This is a genomic window from Pseudomonas sp. 18058 (genome assembly GCF_902706155.1).
Lineage (GTDB): Bacteria > Pseudomonadota > Gammaproteobacteria > Pseudomonadales > Pseudomonadaceae > Aquipseudomonas > Aquipseudomonas rustica.
Genome location: NZ_CACSJY010000079.1, coordinates 1 through 19,081 on the forward strand (window position 1 = coordinate 1; position 19,081 = coordinate 19,081).

At 59.3% G+C, this 19,081-nt stretch carries 16 protein-coding genes and 2 pseudogenes; 11 read left to right on the top strand and 7 right to left on the bottom strand.

Annotation, left to right across the window (positions count from 1 at the left end; genetic code table 11):
- The first annotated feature begins 229 nt into the window (after window positions 1–229).
- The 3 genes from GVL50_RS26480 to GVL50_RS26490 are packed head-to-tail and all read left to right on the top strand — an operon-like array spanning window position 230 to window position 3,795.
- Window positions 230–889: a paraquat-inducible protein A gene (locus GVL50_RS26480; protein ID WP_159815603.1), complete on the top strand. Its 660-nt coding sequence runs from the start codon at window positions 230–232 to the stop codon at window positions 887–889.
- Window positions 876–1,499: a paraquat-inducible protein A gene (locus GVL50_RS26485; RefSeq protein ID WP_053123847.1), complete on the top strand. Its 624-nt coding sequence runs from the start codon at window positions 876–878 to the stop codon at window positions 1,497–1,499. The genes GVL50_RS26480 and GVL50_RS26485 overlap by 14 nt, the downstream gene beginning before the upstream one ends.
- Entirely contained in the window at window positions 1,492–3,795 is a 2,304-nt protein-coding gene (locus GVL50_RS26490) for an intermembrane transport protein PqiB (RefSeq protein ID WP_159815604.1), read from the top strand. Before GVL50_RS26485 ends, GVL50_RS26490 begins: the two co-directional genes overlap by 8 nt.
- A 183-nt stretch (window positions 3,796–3,978) precedes the next feature.
- On the opposite strand, the gene mksF is transcribed toward GVL50_RS26490, so the two are convergent.
- Genes mksF through mksB form a run of 3 tightly spaced genes read right to left on the bottom strand, consistent with a single transcriptional unit; the run spans window position 3,979 to window position 8,784 of the window.
- Window positions 3,979–6,819 carry an Mks condensin complex protein MksF gene (gene mksF, locus GVL50_RS26495; RefSeq protein WP_159815605.1) on the bottom strand — a complete coding sequence of 947 codons (2,841 nt, stop codon included), beginning with the start codon at window positions 6,817–6,819 and terminating at the stop codon, window positions 3,979–3,981.
- Window positions 6,816–7,517 (bottom strand): Mks condensin complex protein MksE, encoded by a 702-nt coding sequence (gene mksE, locus GVL50_RS26500; protein ID WP_053123840.1) that lies wholly within the window; start codon window positions 7,515–7,517, stop codon window positions 6,816–6,818. Before mksE ends, mksF begins: the two co-directional genes overlap by 4 nt.
- Window positions 7,507–8,784, bottom strand: coding sequence for an Mks condensin complex protein MksB (gene mksB, locus GVL50_RS26505; RefSeq protein WP_178124224.1), 1,278 nt, complete (start codon window positions 8,782–8,784; stop codon window positions 7,507–7,509). The genes mksE and mksB overlap by 11 nt, the downstream gene beginning before the upstream one ends.
- A 219-nt stretch (window positions 8,785–9,003) precedes the next feature.
- Between mksB and GVL50_RS26510 the strand changes: the two genes are divergently transcribed.
- Together GVL50_RS26510 and rimI are read left to right on the top strand one after the other, a co-directional pair.
- Window positions 9,004–9,750, top strand: a complete 747-nt coding sequence (locus GVL50_RS26510) for an energy transducer TonB (RefSeq protein WP_159815615.1) — start codon at window positions 9,004–9,006, stop codon at window positions 9,748–9,750.
- Entirely contained in the window at window positions 9,743–10,195 is a 453-nt protein-coding gene (gene rimI / locus GVL50_RS26515) for a ribosomal protein S18-alanine N-acetyltransferase (RefSeq protein WP_053123834.1), read from the top strand. Before GVL50_RS26510 ends, rimI begins: the two co-directional genes overlap by 8 nt.
- 136 nt (window positions 10,196–10,331) lie before the next feature.
- On the opposite strand, the gene GVL50_RS26520 is transcribed toward rimI, so the two are convergent.
- Window positions 10,332–10,739, bottom strand: coding sequence for a serine kinase/phosphatase (locus tag GVL50_RS26520; RefSeq protein WP_159815607.1), 408 nt, complete (start codon window positions 10,737–10,739; stop codon window positions 10,332–10,334).
- A gap of 141 nt (window positions 10,740–10,880) precedes the next feature.
- Here GVL50_RS26520 and can point away from each other — a divergent pair, with 141 nt between their 5' ends.
- Window positions 10,881–11,525: a carbonate dehydratase gene (gene can / locus GVL50_RS26525; RefSeq protein ID WP_007951756.1), complete on the top strand. Its 645-nt coding sequence runs from the start codon at window positions 10,881–10,883 to the stop codon at window positions 11,523–11,525.
- Window positions 11,526–11,533: 8 nt separating this feature from the next.
- Here can and GVL50_RS26530 read toward each other — a convergent pair whose 3' ends face one another.
- Window positions 11,534–12,055, bottom strand: coding sequence for a lysine methyltransferase (locus GVL50_RS26530; RefSeq protein WP_159815608.1), 522 nt, complete (start codon window positions 12,053–12,055; stop codon window positions 11,534–11,536).
- A 171-nt stretch (window positions 12,056–12,226) separates the two neighbouring features.
- On the bottom strand, window positions 12,227–13,399 hold the full coding sequence (locus GVL50_RS26535) for a hypothetical protein (protein ID WP_159815609.1): 1,173 nt from the start codon (window positions 13,397–13,399) through the stop codon (window positions 12,227–12,229).
- Between the two features lie 315 nt (window positions 13,400–13,714).
- Between GVL50_RS26535 and GVL50_RS26540 the strand changes: the two genes are divergently transcribed.
- Together GVL50_RS26540 and GVL50_RS26545 are read left to right on the top strand one after the other, a co-directional pair.
- Window positions 13,715–14,005, top strand: a complete 291-nt coding sequence (locus tag GVL50_RS26540; RefSeq protein WP_159815610.1) for a nucleotidyltransferase family protein — start codon at window positions 13,715–13,717, stop codon at window positions 14,003–14,005.
- On the top strand, window positions 14,002–14,346 hold the full coding sequence (locus tag GVL50_RS26545; protein ID WP_159815611.1) for a DUF86 domain-containing protein: 345 nt from the start codon (window positions 14,002–14,004) through the stop codon (window positions 14,344–14,346). The genes GVL50_RS26540 and GVL50_RS26545 overlap by 4 nt, the downstream gene beginning before the upstream one ends.
- A gap of 36 nt (window positions 14,347–14,382) precedes the next feature.
- Here the strand turns inward: GVL50_RS26545 and GVL50_RS26550 are convergent, their stop codons facing one another.
- Window positions 14,383–15,801, bottom strand: coding sequence for a short-chain fatty acid transporter (locus tag GVL50_RS26550; protein WP_159815612.1), 1,419 nt, complete (start codon window positions 15,799–15,801; stop codon window positions 14,383–14,385).
- A gap of 310 nt (window positions 15,802–16,111) precedes the next feature.
- On the opposite strand from GVL50_RS26550, the gene GVL50_RS26555 reads away from it, so the two are divergent.
- From GVL50_RS26555 to GVL50_RS29475, 3 genes and pseudogenes are all read left to right on the top strand, one after another.
- On the top strand, window positions 16,112–17,425 hold the full coding sequence (locus GVL50_RS26555) for an MFS transporter (protein ID WP_159815613.1): 1,314 nt from the start codon (window positions 16,112–16,114) through the stop codon (window positions 17,423–17,425).
- 206 nt (window positions 17,426–17,631) lie between these two features.
- A pseudogene (locus GVL50_RS29470) lies at window positions 17,632–18,318 on the top strand (PAS domain-containing protein); the annotation flags it as partial.
- Between the two features lie 102 nt (window positions 18,319–18,420).
- A pseudogene (locus GVL50_RS29475) lies at window positions 18,421–18,858 on the top strand (methyl-accepting chemotaxis protein); the annotation flags it as partial.
- Window positions 18,859–19,081 lie beyond the last annotated feature (223 nt).

Sequence of the window (19,081 nt, forward strand, 5' to 3'; positions counted from 1 at the left end):
CATCCCGAACTCAGCAGTGAAACGATGCATCGCCGATGGTAGTGTGGGGTTTCCCCATGTGAGAGTAGGTCATCGTCAAGATTAAATTCCGAAACCCCAATTGCGAAAGCAGTTGGGGTTTTGTTTTGCCCGCAGGAAAGTTTTTGCACGGTTCATCGAACAAATTTGCACAGTTATTTTCGAACCAGAACACTAGAATAGCCCCACCTTTTTTGGAGCCAGAGCCTTTATGTCAGAGTCGGTTGACGCCCCCGGGCTGTCAGATCTACCGCTGGAAGACTTGGTGGCCTGTCACGAGTGCGACCTGCTGATGCGCAAGCCAACACTTGCCCACGGCGAGAAAGCCCTCTGCCCCCGCTGCGGATACGAGTTGTACGCCCATCGCCATAACGTGGTGCAGCGCAGCCTTGCCCTGGTGATTGCGGCACTGCTGCTGTACATACCGGCGAACTTTTTACCGATCATGCAGCTCAATCTACTCGGGCAGTCTTCGGATGATACGGTCTGGAGTGGCGTGCTCGGTCTGTTCAATACCGGCATGCAAGGCGTATCGATTGTTGTGTTCCTGTGCAGCATGGCCATTCCGCTGCTCAAGTTGCTGTGCCAATTGTTTGTGCTGCTGACGATCCGTTTCGATATCGGTCGCAGCTATGGCTTGTTGCTCTACCGCATTTACCACCACCTCAAAGACTGGGGGATGCTCGAGGTTTACCTCATGGGCGTACTGGTGGCGATCGTCAAACTGGCGGACATGGCCGCCATTACCGTCGGCCTTGGCCTGGCGTGTTTTATCGGCTTGTTGCTGGTTCAGGTCTGGCTGGAAGTGGTGATGTCGCCGCACCAGATCTGGCAGGCGTTATCAGGGGAAGATGCTCATGCGGGCGATTGATGCAGGCATTCTGACGTGCACCGAATGCCACGAGTTGAACCGGCAGGAAGCGGACAACGATGAACAAACCTGCACCCGCTGCGGTGCATTGGTTCACGCGCGCCGGCCGAACAGCCTCACCCGTACTTGGGCTCTGCTGATCACGGCGGCGATTATCTATATACCGGCCAACGTATTGCCGATCATGACTGTCAGTTCTTTGGGTCAAGGTGACCCAAGCACGATCATGTCCGGCGTGATCCAGTTGGTGCAGCACGGCATGATCCCGATTGCTGCTGTGGTGTTCATCGCCAGTATTCTGGTGCCGACTTTCAAACTGGTGGGCATCGCACTGCTGCTGTTTTCAGTGCAACGAAAACAACCGCTGTCGGCTCGGCAGCGCATCTGGATGTACCGTTTTATCGAGTTCATTGGCCGCTGGTCGATGCTCGATATTTTTGTGATCGCCATTCTGGTGGCGGTCGTCAATTTCGGCCGCTTAGCCAGTGTCGAAGCCAATCTTGGCGCCATCGCCTTCGCCAGTGTGGTGATTCTGACGATGCTTGCTGCAGTAACTTTTGATCCCCGACTGATTTGGGATAACACGGAGTCGGACGACGACCATGACTGATTTGCCCGTAGCGAAAACCCGACCGGCCTCGAACTGGTCTGCCATTTGGGTACTGCCTCTGATCGCGTTGATCATCGGTGGCTGGCTCGGCTGGCGTGCCTATTCCGAAACCGGCATCGAGATCCAGATTCGCTTTGAAAGCGGCGAAGGCATCCAGGCCAACAAGACCGAGATCATGTACAAGGGCATGTCGGTCGGTAAGGTCAAAACGCTGAAGCTCGACGACGAGGGCAACTCCAAAGGCGTCATTGCCACCGTCGAGATGAACAAGGACGTCGAGCAATACCTCAAAACCAGCACGCGTTTCTGGCTGGTCAAACCGAGCGTAACTCTGGCCGGCATCACTGGTCTGGAGACGCTGGTCTCAGGTAACTACGTCGCTATCAGTCCCGGCGAAGGCGAGCCCGCGCGCAAGTTCAAGGCGCTGGCCGAAGAGCCGCCGCTGTCCGACGCCAAACCTGGTCTGCACTTGACCATCAAGGCTGATCGTCTCGGTTCGCTGAGCCGTGGCAGCCCGGTGTTCTACAAGCAGATCAAAGTCGGTCAGGTCAAAAGCTATGTGCTGTCGGAAGACCAAAGCACCGTTGAGCTCAAAGTGTTCATCGAACCGACCTACGCCAAACTGGTGCGCAAACACACACGTTTCTGGAACGCCAGCGGCATCAGCATCGACGCGAACCTGTCCGGGGTCAAAGTGCGCAGCGAATCGCTGGCCAGCATCGTCGCCGGCGGTATCGCCTTCGCCACACCGGAGAATCGCAAGGACAGTCCGCCAACCGATCCGAGCCTGCCATTCCGTCTCTACGAGGACTTCGACGCTGCCGCTGCCGGTATTCGTGTGAAGGTCAAACTCAGCGACTTCGAAGGCCTGCAGGCTGGCCGTACGCCAGTGATGTACAAAGGCATTCAGGTCGGCAACCTGAAAGCATTGAAAGTCGACGCCGATCTGAACAGTGCCACTGCAGAGTTAACCCTCGATCCGCTAGCCGAAGATTATCTGGTGGAGGGCACTCAGTTCTGGGTGGTCAAACCGTCGATCTCGCTGGCCGGCATCACGGGTCTCGAAGCGCTGGTGAAAGGTAACTACATCGCCGTGCGTCCGGGTGACAAAGGTGCCGCCCCGAAACGTGAGTTCGAAGCACGTCCGAAAGCGCCACCGCTGGATCTGCGTTCGCCGGGTCTGCACCTGGTGCTGTTCACCGACACGCTGGGTTCGATCGATGTCGGCAGTCCGATCTTGTACAAGCAGGTCAAGGTCGGTTCGGTACAGAGCTACCAATTCTCCAAGACGCGCAAACAGATCATCGTCGGCGTGCACATCGAGAAGGAATACGAAAACCTGGTCAACGCTTCGACGCGGTTCTGGAACGTCAGCGGTGTGACGTTGACTGGTGGGTTGACCGGCGGCATTCAGGTCAAGAGTGAATCCTTGCAGACCCTGATGGCCGGCGGCATCGCCTTCGAAACACCGCAAGCCAAGGCACCGCTGCAGAAACGCATTCCGCGTTTCCGTCTGTTTGCCAATCATGACGACGCCAGTAAAAAAGGCAGCGTAGTAACGATCAAAGTCGATCGCGCCGACGGTCTCAGCAGCGGCACGCCGGTTCGTTTCAAAGGGCTGGATGTCGGCAAGATTGAAAGCGTTGATCTGACTGACGACTTGCAATCGGTCATCCTCACCGCGCGCATCACGGAAGTGCCGGAGAAGATTGCCCGGGTTGGCAGTCAGTTCTGGGTGGTCAAGCCTGAGCTCGGCCTGATCAAGACAGAGAATCTGGAAACCCTGGTGACCGGCAAGTACATCGAAGTGCAGCCAGCGGCGAAGAACCTTGGCCCGCAGAAGAACTTCGTTGCACTGGCCACAGCGCCGGAAGTCACCAAACAAGAGGCGGGTCTGAGCCTGGTGTTGAGCGCCGCTCGCCGTGGTTCGTTGAAGCCGGGTGTGCCGGTGACTTACCGTGAAATTACCGTGGGTAAAGTCACCGGTTATGAACTGGGCCAGACTGCGGATCGTGTGTTGGTGCACATTCTTATCGAGCCGAAATACGCGCCGCTCGTACGCAGCGGCAGCCGCTTCTGGAACACCAGCGGTGTCGGATTTGATATCGGTTTGTTCAACGGGCTGACGGTGCGCACCGAATCGCTGGAGACAGCGATTCAGGGCGGCATCGCATTCGCTACGCCGGAGGGTGAGCGGATGGGCGGTCAGGCTCGGGCGGAGCAGACGTTCCCGTTGTTCGACAAGTTTGAAGATGAGTGGCTGACGTGGGCGCCGAAGATTTCGCTCGGTAAGTAAATCCTGCGGTTTTTGAAGTGGCTCTATCGCGAGCAGGCTCACTCCTACAGGGGAGCGAATTCCAACTGTAGGAGTGAGCCTGCTCGCGATAGGGCCCGCAAAATCAGCACAAACCCCAAGGCATAAAAAAGGGCCGCTATCCCAGCAGATCGCGGCCCTTTTTTTGTCTTCAGTTAACGCCGATCAAACCGCATCCATCTCCGGTTCATCCGCCTCAACATTCACCGTGGCCTTCACCACATCATGGCGACGGATGTACTTCCAGTCCGCCTCATCAATGTAGATACCCGCCGGGCCGCTGCCGCCTTCCAGGTCGATCGCGACACTGGCGCAGACCTGCGGCTTCACACTCGCCAGAATCGGCACGAAGCCCAGTTGCAGGCTGGTTTCCAGCAGTGCGGCCTGGTTCTTCTCGTCGATGTCTGCCGCCTCGTCGAGGTAGTACGGCAGACGCACGCGGCCGGCCTGATCGCGATCCATCAAGTGCAGCAACAAGTACATGTTGGTCAGCGCCTTGATGGTCATGGTCGTGCCGTTGGACGCCGCGCCGTCGATGTCGGTGTGGATCACCGGCTGGCCGTTGACCTTGGTGATTTCGAACGCCAGTTCGAACAAGTCCTTGAGACCGAGCTGGTTGTGGTTTGCCGCCACCAACCGCGCGAGGTATTCCTTGGCCTCTTCGTTCTTGTTGTCTTGCTCGGCGCTTTGGCTGAGGTCGAACACCGACAGGGTTTCGCCTTCTTCGTACTGACCGGCGCTGTGGATGATCTGGTCGATGTGCTTGAGCGCTTCCTTGTTCGGCGCGAGGACGATGCGGAAGCTCTGCAGGTTGGAGACCTGACGCTTGTTGATCTCGCGGTTGAACAATGCCAGTTGATGCTCGAGGCTGTCGTAGTCGCTGCGAATGTTGCGCAGGGTGCGGGCGATGTCGGTGACTGCTGCACGACGGGCCTTGCCCAGCGTCAGTGCTTCATCGGTACGGTGCGCGTAAGCGTTGATCAGCAGCGACAAACGGCGCTCCATGTCGTCTTCGCTGTCGAACTTGGCCACACCTTTGAGGCGCACTTGCGCGTACAGCGCTTCGATCTGACCGTCAGCGCGGAGCAAGCCTTGCCAGCTGTCCTGGTAGTCGTTGAGCAGCGGCAGCAGGTTGTCCATCGAATCGTCGACCGGATCCATGAACGGCGTACCGAACGGCAGATCCGCCGGCAGCAGCTGACGACGGCGCAATGCATCGTCGAGCGTGCGTTGCTTGGCTTCCATATCGGCGATCTGGCGGCCGACCAGTTGCAGCTTGGCCGACAGTTGCTGGACGCGCTCGGTGAAGGCATCGCTGGAACGCTTGAGTTCGTCCTGCGCGCCTTCCATCTGCGCCAGTTGCTCGAGCTTGTCGCCTTCTTCAGCGCTCAAGGTCTGGGTGCGACGGAAATCTTCGAGCGCCTTTTGCGCGTCCAGCACTTGCTGGTACAGCGCTTCGGTCTGGGTCTTGCTCGCCGAGCGGTCAGCGGCCACCGCTTGCTGGGTTTTCAGTTGCTTGAGTTCTTTTTCCAGACGCTCTTTCTGATCGCGCAATGCGGCACGGTCAGCCAGCGCTTGCAGGGCTGGCGGCTCGATATTGGAGATGTCGATCGACAGGCCCGGCACTTCGAAGCGCTCGCCTTTGAAGCCATCGAGGATCAGCTCCATCGATTTGACCCACTGGCCATCTTCGTCGAGGGCGATGCCGTGTTCGCCCAATGGCAGGCTGAACAGCGCGCTGTTGAACAAACGCATCAGGCGCTCGACGTCCTGTTGCGAAAACTCTTCGCGCAGGCGGGCATAGCTGTTGTTGTCGGCGTGATCGAGTTGTTGCTTCACCGACTTCAGGCGTTTTTCCAGATCGCGCAGACGCTCTTCGAGATCTTCTGCACTGAACTGACGCGATTGCGCCAAGGCGCCGGCGAGTTCGTCGTGGGCGTCTTTGGCCGCGAGCAATTGTTGCTCCAGCACTTTCACGTCATCGACCAAAGCAAAGCGATTCTTCAGTACCGACAGCTCGCCGAGCCAGCGCTGGATGCCGGAAATTTCCCGCTCCAGACGCATCAGCTCCTGAGTACCGCCGCGCTGATTGTTTTGCAGACTGTCCTGCTCGCCACGGTAGTGGTCGGCCTGAATGGTCAGCTCTTCCTTGCGCGCACTGGCGTAGTCCGACCAGGTGCCGAGTAACGAATCGAGCAGCGGCGACAGGCGATGCAGCTTGCCGCGCAGCACGTCGCGCTGTTTCACGCCATTGGCCAGGGCTTCAACCAACGGGCCGGCAGCGACCAGCGAGTTATAGTCCTGTTCCATACGACGCACGTCGCGGAAGGCTTCTTCGCACGCGGCGATGTAATCGACACTGCCGGAACGCAGGCTGTGTTCGAAGGCATCGAGGAACAACTGCTTCAACTTGGCCGCAGTGATTTCGCGCATGTGCAGCAGGTTGATGAACAGCGCGCGGAAAGTCTTCAGGCTCTGTTCGCTGGTGGAGCGCAGCGGGATCAGGGTCAGATCCAGCGGGATCGAAGTGTGACCGCCCACCAGCAAACGACGCAGCTCATCGGGCTTGAGTTCGTAGGCTTTCAGGCCTTCTTTCTCAAGGTTGTTGAACAGCTCTTTCTGACGCAGGCAGGTGTCGTTCTTTTGGTAATGCGCCAGATCGAGTTTGCCGGCGTAGGCGAAGAACTGGTGACCGAAACCACCGCCCGGGCCACGACCGACCACGCCGATCACGTGCGGGCCGTGTGGCAGATTCACTTCGACAAGGATGTAGCTGGTGTCGGAAGCGAAGTAGAAGCGCCGCGATTGTTCGAGGCTGTACTTGCCGAAACTCATGTCCGACATGCGCGCCAGAATCGGGAACTGCAAGGCGTTGATCGACGCCGATTTACCGAGGTTGTTCGCGCCGTAAACCGACAGCGGTTCTTCCAGCGGGAACAGGCCGAGGCTGTAACCGGCGGTGTTCAAAAGGGCAAAGCGGCGGATGCCGTAGCGTTCCTGGCTCATGCGTCGGACTCCTGTTCTTCGGCAATGGCGCGGGCCAGTGCGTCTTCTTCGCTCTCTTCATCAAATTCGCTGAGATCAAGCGGATCGTCGGTTTCGAGGAATTTGGCTTCCGCCGCTTCGTCGATCAGCACCGGCGCTGGCAGTGGCAATACGCTGTGCACGCTGGCCGCCAGATCGCGGTCTTGCTGCACCGACAGGCACACGTCGAGGAAACGGTGCATCGGTGGCAGGAAACGGTACACACCGTTTTCTTCACCGGCGAAACCGAGTTGAGTCATGCGGCGCATGATCTTTTCTTCGAGCTCTTCGACGGTCTGCACTTCGGCTTGAATAAACAGGTCGCGGTACTTCTCCAGCAGCGACGGCAGTTCTTCGCGGCCGAGGCTGCCGCCATCGAGCACGGCGATCGGGTCGCGGCCCTGATCGGCCAGATGCTCGACGAGGATGAAGGTGAACAGCGCCAGACGCTGCGCCGTCTTGTTCACCGCCGCAGCGGCCATGTCCGGCACAAAGTAGTAGAAACCACGGGTGTCGCAGACCAGTTCAAAACCCAGCGCCTTAAACAGCGTGCGGTATTGATCCTGGAAGTTCGACAGTTGCGCGTACAGTTCCGGGTCGCGGCGGCTGACGTGGTAACCCTTGAACAGCTCGCGGAAGATCGGTGCCAGTTGGGACAGTTCGGAGAGATCAAGATGCATTGGGGATGCTCGCAGAATCCTCGGCGGCATTGTCGCGGGCCGAGAGCAGGGCGAAGGAGCGCAGGCTGACCTGGTGCTCATGAGTGTGGTATTCGCGGCGTTCCAGACGCTCGCGGGTGAAGCGTTTTTCCCGCGACAGGCGCGAGAACCAATAGAGCAATTCGTCGGTGGCGCCGTCCGGTTCCTGCTCGAGCAGCCAGGTCATCAGATCCGGCATTGGCAGGGATTCTTCGCAACGGTCGACCATCTCGCGCACGGTGCGTGGTGCGCGTGGCGCTTCGCCTTTCTGGGTTTTGTGCGCTTTCGGGAAGCGTGCCGGTTTCGGCTCGAAACGCGCCAACGCGTACACGTAGGCTTCGACCTGACTGGCGCTGCCGAGGAAGGTGCTTTGCGGGCGGGTGAACATCGGCATCGCGGCTTGCGGCACGGCGTCGATGCCTTTACGGCGGATCGCCGCCAGTGCGAGCGCGGCGCCACGGGTCACGGCGTTGTGCCGGCGGGCTTCTTCACGCAGCGGCAGCAACAGTTCGCGGGCATGGCGCAAGGTCAACTGGGCGCTGGTCTGCATTTCGAGGATGCGCGCGTGGGTGCGCAGCAGCATGTCATCGTCAACCAGATGGCCGAGGCGCTGTTGCTCGCTGAGCATTTTCAGCAGCACGGTTTCAACCTTGCGCACGCCTTGTTCGAAGGCGCCGTCGGCGTTCACCAGATCGATCATCGGCTCGACGTATTCGTCCCACGTCGCCAGTACTTCGGCGTAACGCTGACGCAGCGGAATCTGCCGGTCACTGGTCTTGGCGCGTTCTGCCACCGCCACCAGCGCTTGTTCGTCGTTGTCGAGTTTCTTCAGAACATCGCGCACGCGCATGTCGAGCAAACGCAACTGACGGGCGAGGTCGTGACCGTCGCGAACGTCGAACGCATCCTGAATGTAACCGGCCAGGCGTTCGAGGTGACGCAAATAGGCTTCGATTTCCAGGCACAGGCCCAAACGGTGTTCACGGCGCAGGTAAGCGAGGAAGTCGTGAATCTGCGCATTGAGCTCGAACCGGTTCGGGCTTTTCGCCACCGGTACCAGAATATCGAGGCGAATCCACACGTCGAGCAGGCTGGTAATGTCCTGCGGCGTGCTGTCCAGTTGTTGGGCGGCCAGTTGCGTGCGCAGTTCGTTGAGGCTCAATGTGCCTTGGTCGAAGTGCTCACACAAAGGCTCCAGAAGCGCCCAGTGTTCAGCGAGGGCGCGCAAGACGCGCTTGGGTTCGATCATCGGAATGCCCGGCTGGTTGGCAATGAAAAGCGGCGATTGTACTGCATCGCAGCCGATACGATTCAATCCAGGGACAGGCTGTTGTTTTTCTTTCGGTCAAGTGATTGATCAACAACGGGCGATCTTGGGCGAAGGGCGGTAGAATCAGCCCACTTCAGTTATCCACAAGTGGCCGACCCTTTGCTTATCGAGTCCCGCCGCCGCGCCTATTTGAACGCCATGCAGGTGGTCAATTGGCTGCCGCGCACCGAATTGCCCTTCGCCGCCCCCTCGCGCCCCGAGCTGCTGGACATGCCCGAGCCCGAGGTAGAAGCGCCGCCGGTGCCCGCGCCTCAGGCCGCCGCGCCGGTGCAGCCTGTTGCGCGCCCGAGCGAACGGCCGAAGATCGAAGTGCCGCGCCCGTCGCTGGCGAGCACGCGAACCAACGCCAAACCGGTGGAGGAGGCCGACGACACGCCAGTCGTCGCCAAGCCCGCACCGGTGCCGCCGCCGCGTTTCGCCCTGCAATTATTGCGGGCCGGGCGTTGCCTGCTGCTGGTCGAGTTACCCACAGGCGAACCGTTCCAGAGCCGTGATCCCGCTTATTTATTGCTAAAAGACATGCTGCGTGCCGCCGGTCTGCCGGATGCGCCGCAAATTGTCGGCGAGCCAGTGCGTTGGCCGTGGCTCAATCGCGGCACCATGGATCAGGGCCCGGAGGCGGCGCGCGACTTTGTGCAGGGTTTCCTTTCGGTACAAATGGAATCCGCACCCTGCGCCTGCCTGTGGCTGATCGGCCTGCCGGCGGTGCGTTTTGCCGGTGAAGCGGACGCTGAAGCATTCAATCGTGAATTGCAGATCGAAGGTCTGGGCCCAGCCTGGGCCATTCCCGGTCTGGAATTGTTAATGGAAGAGCCACAGCGCAAAGCCGCTGTGTGGCAAGCCATGCGTCGGCTGATGGCGCGCTGGAAAGAATCGAATGAGTGACGCTGTATCGTTCCGCCCGATGATCGAGGCGGATCTGGACGCTGTGCTGAAGATTGAATTCGCCGCGTACAGCCATCCGTGGACACGCGGGATTTTTCTCGACGGCTTGGGCAAATACCAGATCTGGCTGATGTTCGAAGGTGAGCAGCAGGTTGGGCATGGTGTGGTGCAGATCATTCTCGATGAGGCGCATCTGCTCAATATCACCGTGAAACCGGAGAGTCAGGGGCGAGGGTTGGGGCTGACGCTGCTGGAGCATCTGATGTCGCGAGCGTATGCGGCTGAGGCTCGGGAGTGTTTTCTCGAAGTGCGCGACAGTAATACGGCGGCGTTCCGGTTGTATGAGCGTTATGGCTTCAATGAAATTGGCCGGCGTCGGGATTATTATCCGGCGGTGGGCGGGCGTGAAGATGCGGTGGTCATGGCCTGCACTTTGGTTGACTGACCCCCTGACTCATTCTGCTCCTGCGGATACAACATCCCCCCTGTAGGAGCTGCCGCAGGCTGCGATCTTTTGATCTTGTTCATGTAAAGCAGATCAAAAGATCGCAGCCTTCGGCAGCTCCTACAGGGGATCGCGTTTATCCGCGTTTGCCGTCCAGCGGATCGCGCTGCGCCAGCTCTGCTTCATCCAGTCCGTTGCCACCGCCAATGTCATCCTCATCGACAATGCTCAAATCCCAATCCGCCTGATTGCCTTCGCCAGCCTCTTCGGCATCCCGCGCACCGTCTTCATGAATCAGCGTTTCCGGGCTCATGTCATCGTCAGTCGGCTCATGGTCGGCAACCGAGGCGCCAGTCATCCCGGCTTCACGCACGCGTTCATTGGGCATCAACTGCTCGCGTTCCCGCTCTGGGATCTCATCACCGATCTTCGCGCTGGGCTCGTCTTCGTCGAAATCCAGCTCATGCACCGAACCCATGCGGTCTTCGTTATCATCGATGGGCTCCGGTTGCACCGCATCGTAAGGGCGTCGTGAATCAGTCATGGCAATTCCTCATACTGTGGGCCTTACTAAGGTGGACTCACCGGGCACACGAGAATTCCAACGAAATCACTTTCGGCTCAAGCGTGACCCCGACGGGCGGTCGACTGTCATACCAGCGCATCTTTCTTGAGGCCTTACAGCATGCATGACTTACAAGACCTGATTGATAACAACGAGCGTTGGGCTGACGCGATCACCAAGGAAGACCCGGATTTCTTCGCCAAACTGGCCCGCCAGCAAACGCCGGAGTATCTGTGGATCGGCTGTTCCGACGCGCGCGTGCCGGCCAACGAAATCGTCGGCATGTTGCCGGGCGATCTGTTCGTTCACCGCAACGTCGCCAACGTGGTGCTGCACACTGACCTCAATTGTCTGTCGGTGATTCAGTACGCGGTGGATGTGCTTAAGGTTAAGCACATTCTGGTCACCGGCCACTACGGTTGCGGCGGTGTGCGCGCCTCGATGCAGGATCGCCAGTTCGGCCTGATCGACGGCTGGCTGCGGTCGATCCGCGATCTGTACTACGAAAAACGCGAAGAACTGGCCAAGTTGCCGACCGAAGAAGAACAGGTCGATCGCCTGTGCGAACTCAACGTGATCCAGCAAGTGGCCAACGTCGCCCACACCAGCATCATCCAGAACGCCTGGCATCGTGGGCAGAGCCTGTCGATCCACGGCTGCATCTATGGCATCAAGGATGGCCGCTGGAAAAGCCTGAACACCACCATCAGTGGTTTCGAGCAGTTGCCGCCGCAATATCGTTTGCGTCCGGTCGGCGCGCCGTAATCAGCGTTTCAGCGCAGGCCCGCGTGGCGCCAGCGCTGTAAAAACTGTTGGCCTTCGCGGTTGGGTGGTTCGTCGTAACCGGTGATCCACCCACGACATTGCGACGATCCGCAATGGCAAGCGAACTGGCGCAAGAGTTTGTCTTCAGTGGCCGCGAAATCCATGGTCAGCCGTTCGCCCCTGTGGATATCTTTCAGCGCCCACAGCCACAATTCGCTCATGTCGAGAAACACGTTGGGGTTGCAGGAATGTTCCAGCAATCCGCAGAAGCGTGGGTCGTAAAGATGCAGGCCGGTTTGCAGTTGCCGGGTCTGCCGACATCGATAGGGCAACACTTGTCCCGATACGCGACACATGCGGGTGATGCGCAGAAACTCCCGATGCGCGATCACGGCATCGGCACCATCGTCATCGTGAATGATTTCGAAGTCATCGCTGGCTGGAAACCCGAGACGCACCGGGAGGCCGGCAAACGGATAAATGCCCGGCGAATCACACGCATGACGGGCGTGAACGGCATGACTGTTCATAACGATCCTTGTCCAACGGGTGCTGCGACTTCCGTAGGCTGACGTCCTGTCAGTCCTGCAACACGATTTATGGATCCAATCCTGCGATATATGACAAAACCGGTCTACTGTCAGATCTGACAGGCGCGATTGGCGCTTTTGCGCGTCAGCCAAAACTGACCCGCAAATACCCTACAGATGTGGGGCCGGGACGGCAGCAGCCGGCAACGGTGCCTGCAATTGCTGCAGTTCAGCCCTGATCGGCGTGGTGGCGCATTTCGCGGCGGCTTGTTCTGCGCTCAGATTGCGAATCGAGGTGTAGAACAGCTCGCAGGTTTTGACCTTCTGCGTCACCTGCCAGGTTTGTGTGCAGCTGTTGAGCAGAGTCTTCGGGTCGCTGCCCGGTTTGCTGCCCATCCCGGCCTGCCAGCAAGCGGCGCTCAAATCCTGTCCCATCACTTTCAGGCCGGCAGCATCGGCTTTGGCTTGTGCGTCATCACCGGTGTAGCTTTTCGGGTCGGCGGCGTACCAGATGTAACTCGGGTGATTGGAGCCCAATACCGGCACGTTCACCCCCTTGCTCGGCGTGATGGTGGCGAGGCCCAGCACGCCCACAGTCGGCCCGTATTGGTCTTTGATCCAGTTTCGCACCGGCGCCCCGAAAGCGACCATCGGCAGCACGTTACCGCTGGCGCTTTGGCTGAACTGTTTGACCAGCGTGGTCTGGTATTCCTTGAAGTAACCGTAGACGCCTTCCAGATCACTGCCGGCGCTGGCGGGCGCGGCGATCGGGGCGATGTCGATGATGGTTTGAAACGCTGGTGTCTGCGCCGCAGGAATACCGTTGGCGGTCAGCAACGTTGCCCAGCGATCGGTGGTGTTCGAGCGCAGGTAATCCTGCGCCTGGGTCAGCGAATAATCCGGCGGGAAGTGCAGCAGTTCGATGCTTTTGCGGTTTTCCAGGGCCATGCCCAGCGGCAGGAACAGATACCAGCTGTACGCCCATTTGCCGTCGGCGTTGAGTTGGCTGGCGCCTTTGTAAGCCAGATCGCCGGCATCGAGCAGCGCCGACAACGGTTTGCCGTAACCCTTCGGCACGCCGGTTATCTCGGCGTAGAGCTGACCGTTATCAGTCTTCACCAACACCTTCGCATTGGCGTAACCGTCGCGTTGCACGCTCTGGTTCAGGTAGTGGGCGACGGTCTGCTCCAGCGTCCAGTTGCGAAAGCAGATGACGCTGCAATTGTTGGGGTAGGCGAAGAGACGGGTAACGCGTTCGCTGCTGCCGAGTTTCAGGTCGACATCGGCGTGGGCGGCGGCGCTCAGCGTGAGCGCGGCGAGGGTGAGTCCTGCGATTTTCAACATGCTCAGATCCTTTTCAGCGTGAGTCCCCCTCGTTCGGGGGCGCCTCATAGTGGATCAGCTGTGTTGGCCGGAGAAGTCGGGCGATACGGTTTTTTGCGCAAGTCGCAGGCGGGTTTATCCGGCCGGAAAGTGCAGGGCGTTGCTCAGATCGCCCATGGGTTGTTGCCCGCGCGCAGTCATGCGCAATTGCGTTGTTTGGGGCCATCGAGCTTTTCCCATTGGGGGGATGTGACGGTTGGGTTACAAATGGTGCGGTGTCTAGCACGCTTCGGCACTGCTAAACTGCTGCGTTAATGATTCCGGCTACGGTGATTCATGAAACCTTCCACTGCTCTTGATTTGCAACGAACTGCCATCCGTGAGGTTGTCGGAAGATTTCGTGTGGCTAATCCGCGTGTATTTGGTTCCGTAGCACTGGGAACTGATCTTGAAGGCAGCGACCTTGATCTGTTGGTTGATCCACTTCCGGGCGCCACGTTGTTTGATCTCGGCGGACTTCAGGTGGAGCTTGAGGATTTGCTGGGTGTGACCGTTGATCTGCTGACACCGGGAGATTTGCCGCTGAAGTTTCGTCAGCAAGTTCTGGATCAGGCCCGTCCCGTATGATCGAAAATCGGCTCGGCGATTACCTTGAGCATATGCGTCAAGCCGCTAGCGACGCGTTGATTTTTGTCGAAGGGCTGAGCAAGGAAGAATTCGTCGACGACAAGCGTACGCAGCAAGCGGTCATCATGAGTCTGGTCATCATTGGCGAAGCGGCTACCAAGGTGATGGATCGTTATCCCGAGTTCACTGCACAGAACACGCACGTTCCCTGGCGCAGCATGCGCGGAATGCGCAATCGAATTGCCCACGGTTATTTCGATATCAATCTGGATGTAGTGTGGGACACGGTTCAGGTCGCATTGCCCGAACTCTTGAAGGTGCTTCCCACTCAGCAAAATTGATTGCACCTGCACTGAAGCAGGTGCAACTCCATCAAGTTACGGCATCACCGGCGGCGTATACGCCAATGTCGTCCCCAGCGCCCACAGCAAAAACAGCACCAGCGGCGTGTGCACCAGCAGTTGTACGAACGAGAAGCCGATCAGATCCCGTGCCTTTAGTCCGAGCACGCCCAGCAGCGGCAGCATGTAGAACGGGTTGATCAGGTTCGGCAGCGCTTCGGCCGCGTTGTAGATCTGCACCGCCCAGCCGAGGTGGTATTGCAGATCGTTGGCGACCTGCATCACGTACGGCGCTTCGATGATCCACTTGCCGCCACCCGACGGAATGAAGAAGCCGAGAATCGCCGAGTACACGCCCATCAGCAGCGCATAGGTGTCGTGGGAGGCGATGCTGACGAAGAACGTCGAGATGTGGTGCGCCAGCGTCTGCGCATCGGCGCCTTTGACCGTGGTCATCAGTGCGGCAATCGAACCGTACAGCGGGAACTGGATCAGCACGCCGGTGGTGGTCGGTACCGCGCGCGACACCGCATCGAGGAAGCTGCGCGGGCGCCAGTGCAGCAGCGCGCCGAGCATGATGAACAGGAAGTTGTAAGTGTTCAGCCCGGAAATCGCGGTGATCGCCGGTTTGGTCGAGAACTCGTGGAACAACCATCCCGCCGCCAGCAGTACCAGCACGATGATCAGCAGTGGACTGTGTTCAAGCCATTCGCCCGGACGAGTGCGCGGTTGCAGCGGTGGCAGGTTGAACGCCGGGTCGATGCCGCAGGCCTTGGCGTCCCGTGCTGAGTTCGGGCCGGGCGCGGTGGCGTAAGCGATGATGATCGAGATCACGATCAGCGCCAGCAGCATCACGCCGGACTGCCAGAGGAAAATCGTTTCGGTGAACGGAATCACTCCGGTGATCGACAGGATCGACGGCGGCAGGCTGCCCGGGTGGGCCTGCAACTGTGCGGCCGACGACGACAGGCCCAAGGCCCACACGGCGCCAAGCCCCAGATAGGCAGCGGCCCCGGCAGCGCGGTAATCCATTTTCAGATCGGTGCGGCGGGCGAGGGCGCGTACCAGCAAACCGCCGAACACCAGCGACAGGCCCCAGTTGAGCAGCGACGCAACCATCGAAATCAGTGCGACCCAGGCCACGGCGGAGCGGCCGTTTTTCGGGATGCGCGCCAGACGATCGATCAGTTTCACGGCGGGCGGCGAGCTGGCGACGACGTAGCCGCCGATCACCACGAAGGCCATTTGCATGGTGAACGGGATCAGGCTCCAGAAGCCGTCACCGAAAGCCATCGCGGCGTCGGTGGGTTTGGCGCCCATGGCCATTGTCGCCAGTGCGACGATGATGACGGCCAGCGCGGCGAACACCCAGGAATCGGGAAACCAGCGTTCGGCGAAGTTGGAACAGCGCAAGGCGAAGCGCGCGGAGCGGCTATCCTCGATATCAGCGGCCACAGAAGTACCTCGGATTTTTTTATGGTTATTTTGGGTCTGCAGAGCGATCAGTGCTTTTGGTGGGAGCGGGCTTGCTCGCGAATGCGGTGGGGCAGTCGGCACTTATTTGGCTGACCCACCGCATTCGCGAGCAAGCCCGCTCCCACAGGTTTTTCACTAGGCTGCGGACAGGCCCCAACAGTAAATCAAGCCGAGGCGTTTTGTGAGCAGGTTTTTCCAAATCAGGACTATGGTCTAACGGGTTGTCCATCCGTCCATTTGCGTAGACCATGTGCGCCTTGGTTTTTTGCCTGTGCCAGAGTTCTTTGTCATGACTGCCAATTCCGCTGCGCAACCCGCGCCGTTCAGCCGCTCCGACTACAAGACCCTCGGCCTTGCAGCGCTCGGTGGCGCGCTGGAAATCTATGATTTCATCATTTTCGTGTTCTTCGCCCTGACCCTCAGTCAGCTGTTTTTCCCGCCGGAAATGCCCGAATGGCTGCGCCTGCTGCAAAGCTTCGGGATCTTTGTCACCGGTTACCTGGCGCGGCCGCTGGGCGGTATTTTGATGGCGCATTTCGCCGACCGCATGGGGCGCAAGAAAGTCTTCAGCCTGAGCATCCTGATGATGGCGCTGCCGTGCCTGCTGATCGGGATCATGCCGACCTACGCGCAGATCGGTTATTTCGCGCCGCTGTTGTTGCTGGCGCTGCGCATCCTCCAAGGCGCGGCGGTCGGCGGCGAAGTGCCGAGTGCCTGGGTGTTCGTGGCTGAACATGCACCTGCTGGCCATCGCGGTTATGCGTTGGGCTTCTTGCAGGCCGGGCTGACCTTCGGGTACCTGATCGGCGCGTTGACCGCGACGTTTCTGGCGCAAGTGTTCACCCCGGCAGAAATCCTCGATTACGCCTGGCGCTATCCGTTCCTGCTTGGCGGTGTGTTCGGCGTGATCGGCGTCTACCTGCGTCGCTGGCTGAGCGAAACGCCGGTGTTCATGGCCATGGAAGCGCAGCGTGAGGCGCGTGTCGAACTGCCGTTGCGCACGGTGTTGCGCGAACACCGACTGGCGATGCTACCGGCGATGCTGCTGACCTGCGTGCTGACCTCGGCGGTGGTGGTGTTCGTCGTCATCACGCCGACGATGATGCAGAAAACCTTCGGCATGAGCGCCAGCCACACCTTCGGCCTCAGCGCCTTGGGTATCGTTTTTCTCAATATCGGCTGCGTGATCGCCGGGTTGCTGGTCGACCGCATCGGCGCCTGGCGCACGGTCATGCTCTATAGCCTGTTGCTGCCGCTGGGTATCGCCGTGCTCTACGGTTGCCTGATCAGCGGCGGCGACTGGATTGGCATCGCCTACGCCATCGCGGGTCTCGCCTGCGGCGTGGTGGGCGCGGTGCCCTCGGTGATGGTCGGTTTGTTCCCGGCGCGTATTCGCGTGTCAGGCATTTCCTTCACCTACAACATTGCCTACGCCGCGTGGGCAAGTATCACACCGCTGTTGTTGATCGGTCTGATGCCGTGGAGCCCGTGGATCTGCGTGATGTTCTGCGCGGTGATGGGCGCGGTCGGTATCGTCAGCGCGGCGTATTTCGGCGCGGGGATGCCGCGCACGGGACAATGTCAGGTAGCCGGAACTGCCTGACAACGTACGTCCGAACTATTTTTGACTGAGGAGTCTCAAGCGCTCTTCAGAAACGCTGCGCAAGGCCGATGGTTAGGCTGCATCCCGCTCTCTAACCTGTCCATCGGTACTTTCCCATGTTCAACAAACGCTTGAAGCAAGAGCTGGCCGCTCTTCGTGAAGAACTCTCCAGCCTTGTGCAAGTAAAGGAAAGCCTAGAAAGCGAGATGCTGGTGCTGACCCTTGAGCCCGACGGCCGGGTGCAGTCGGTCAATCAGAACTTCCTCAGTGAAATGCTCTACAAGAGCCACGATCTGATTGGCCGCGCGATCGAAGACATCGTTCCGGCCCACGTGAAGTCCGATGAGTTTCATCAGCGCTTCAAAAACGCCATGAACCGTGGCGAGCATTTCGCTGGCGCGATTCGTTTGCTGCGCGGCAATGGTGAAGAGGCGTGGCTGCGCTCGATCGTGCAGCCGGTGCGCACGTCGGATGGGCGGATCAAGAACATCTCGATCTACGCCAGTGACCTGACGCGCACCATCGAAGCCTCCCGTGAACACGAAAACCTGATCGGCGCGCTGGTGCGTTCCACCGCCGTAATCGAGTTCGATCTCAACGGTAATGTACTGGCCGCCAATGATCGTTTCCTTAGCGGCATGGGTTTCAGCCTGGCGCAGATCAAGGGCAAACATCACCGCATGTTTTGCGAGCCGCAGGAGTACAACAGCGCCGAGTACGCAAACTTCTGGCGTCGTTTGAACAACGGTGAATTCGTCGCCGAGCGTTTCAAACGGGTCGACAGCCATGGTCGTACAGTCTGGCTGGAAGCGTCCTACAACCCTGTGGTCGATGCCAACAACAAACTGTACAAAGTGGTGAAGTTCGCCACGGTGATCACCGATCAGGTCAATCGCGAACAAGCCGTTGCCGAAGCGGCCAACATTGCCTACAGCACTTCGCAACAAACCGACAGCACGGCGCAGCGCGGCACCACAGTGGTGACCGAGGCGGTCAATGTGATGCGCGATTTGTCGCGACATATGCAGACGGCGGGTGAGGGCATTGAAGCGCTGAACGAGCAATCGCTGGTGATCGGCACCATCGTCAAAACCATCAGCGGCATTGCTGAACAGACCAACCTGCTGGCGCTGAACGCGGCGATCGAAGCGGCGCGTGCCGGTGAACAGGGGCGCGGTTTTGCCGTGGTGGCCGATGAAGTGCGGCAACTGGCTTCGCGCACCAGTCAGGCGACGGACGAAATTGTTGGCGTGGTGCGGCAGAACCAGGAAATGGCGCGCAATGCTGTGGCCCTTATGACTGACGGCAAGCTGCAGGCCGAACAGGGGCTGGCGCTGGCGGCAGAGGCGGGCACGGTGATTGTCGAGATTCAGGACGGTGCGCAGAAAGTGGTGAATGCGGTTGGCCAGTTCGCCAATCAACTTTCCAACTGACCTGCGATCAGCTCTTGGTGGGAGCGGGCTTGCTCGCGAAAGCGGTTTGTCATTCAGCACGTGTGTGGCTGAACTGACGCCTTCGCGAGCAAGCCCGCTTGTATGGTAGGACTCGAAGGGGTGGGTGGGACCAAAAGCCAGCTTCTGACTGTTAGCCCAGTACAGACTGTGGGAGACATCGGCCCCACCCCTTCCACCAAAGCGCCGATAAAGAATGCTTCGT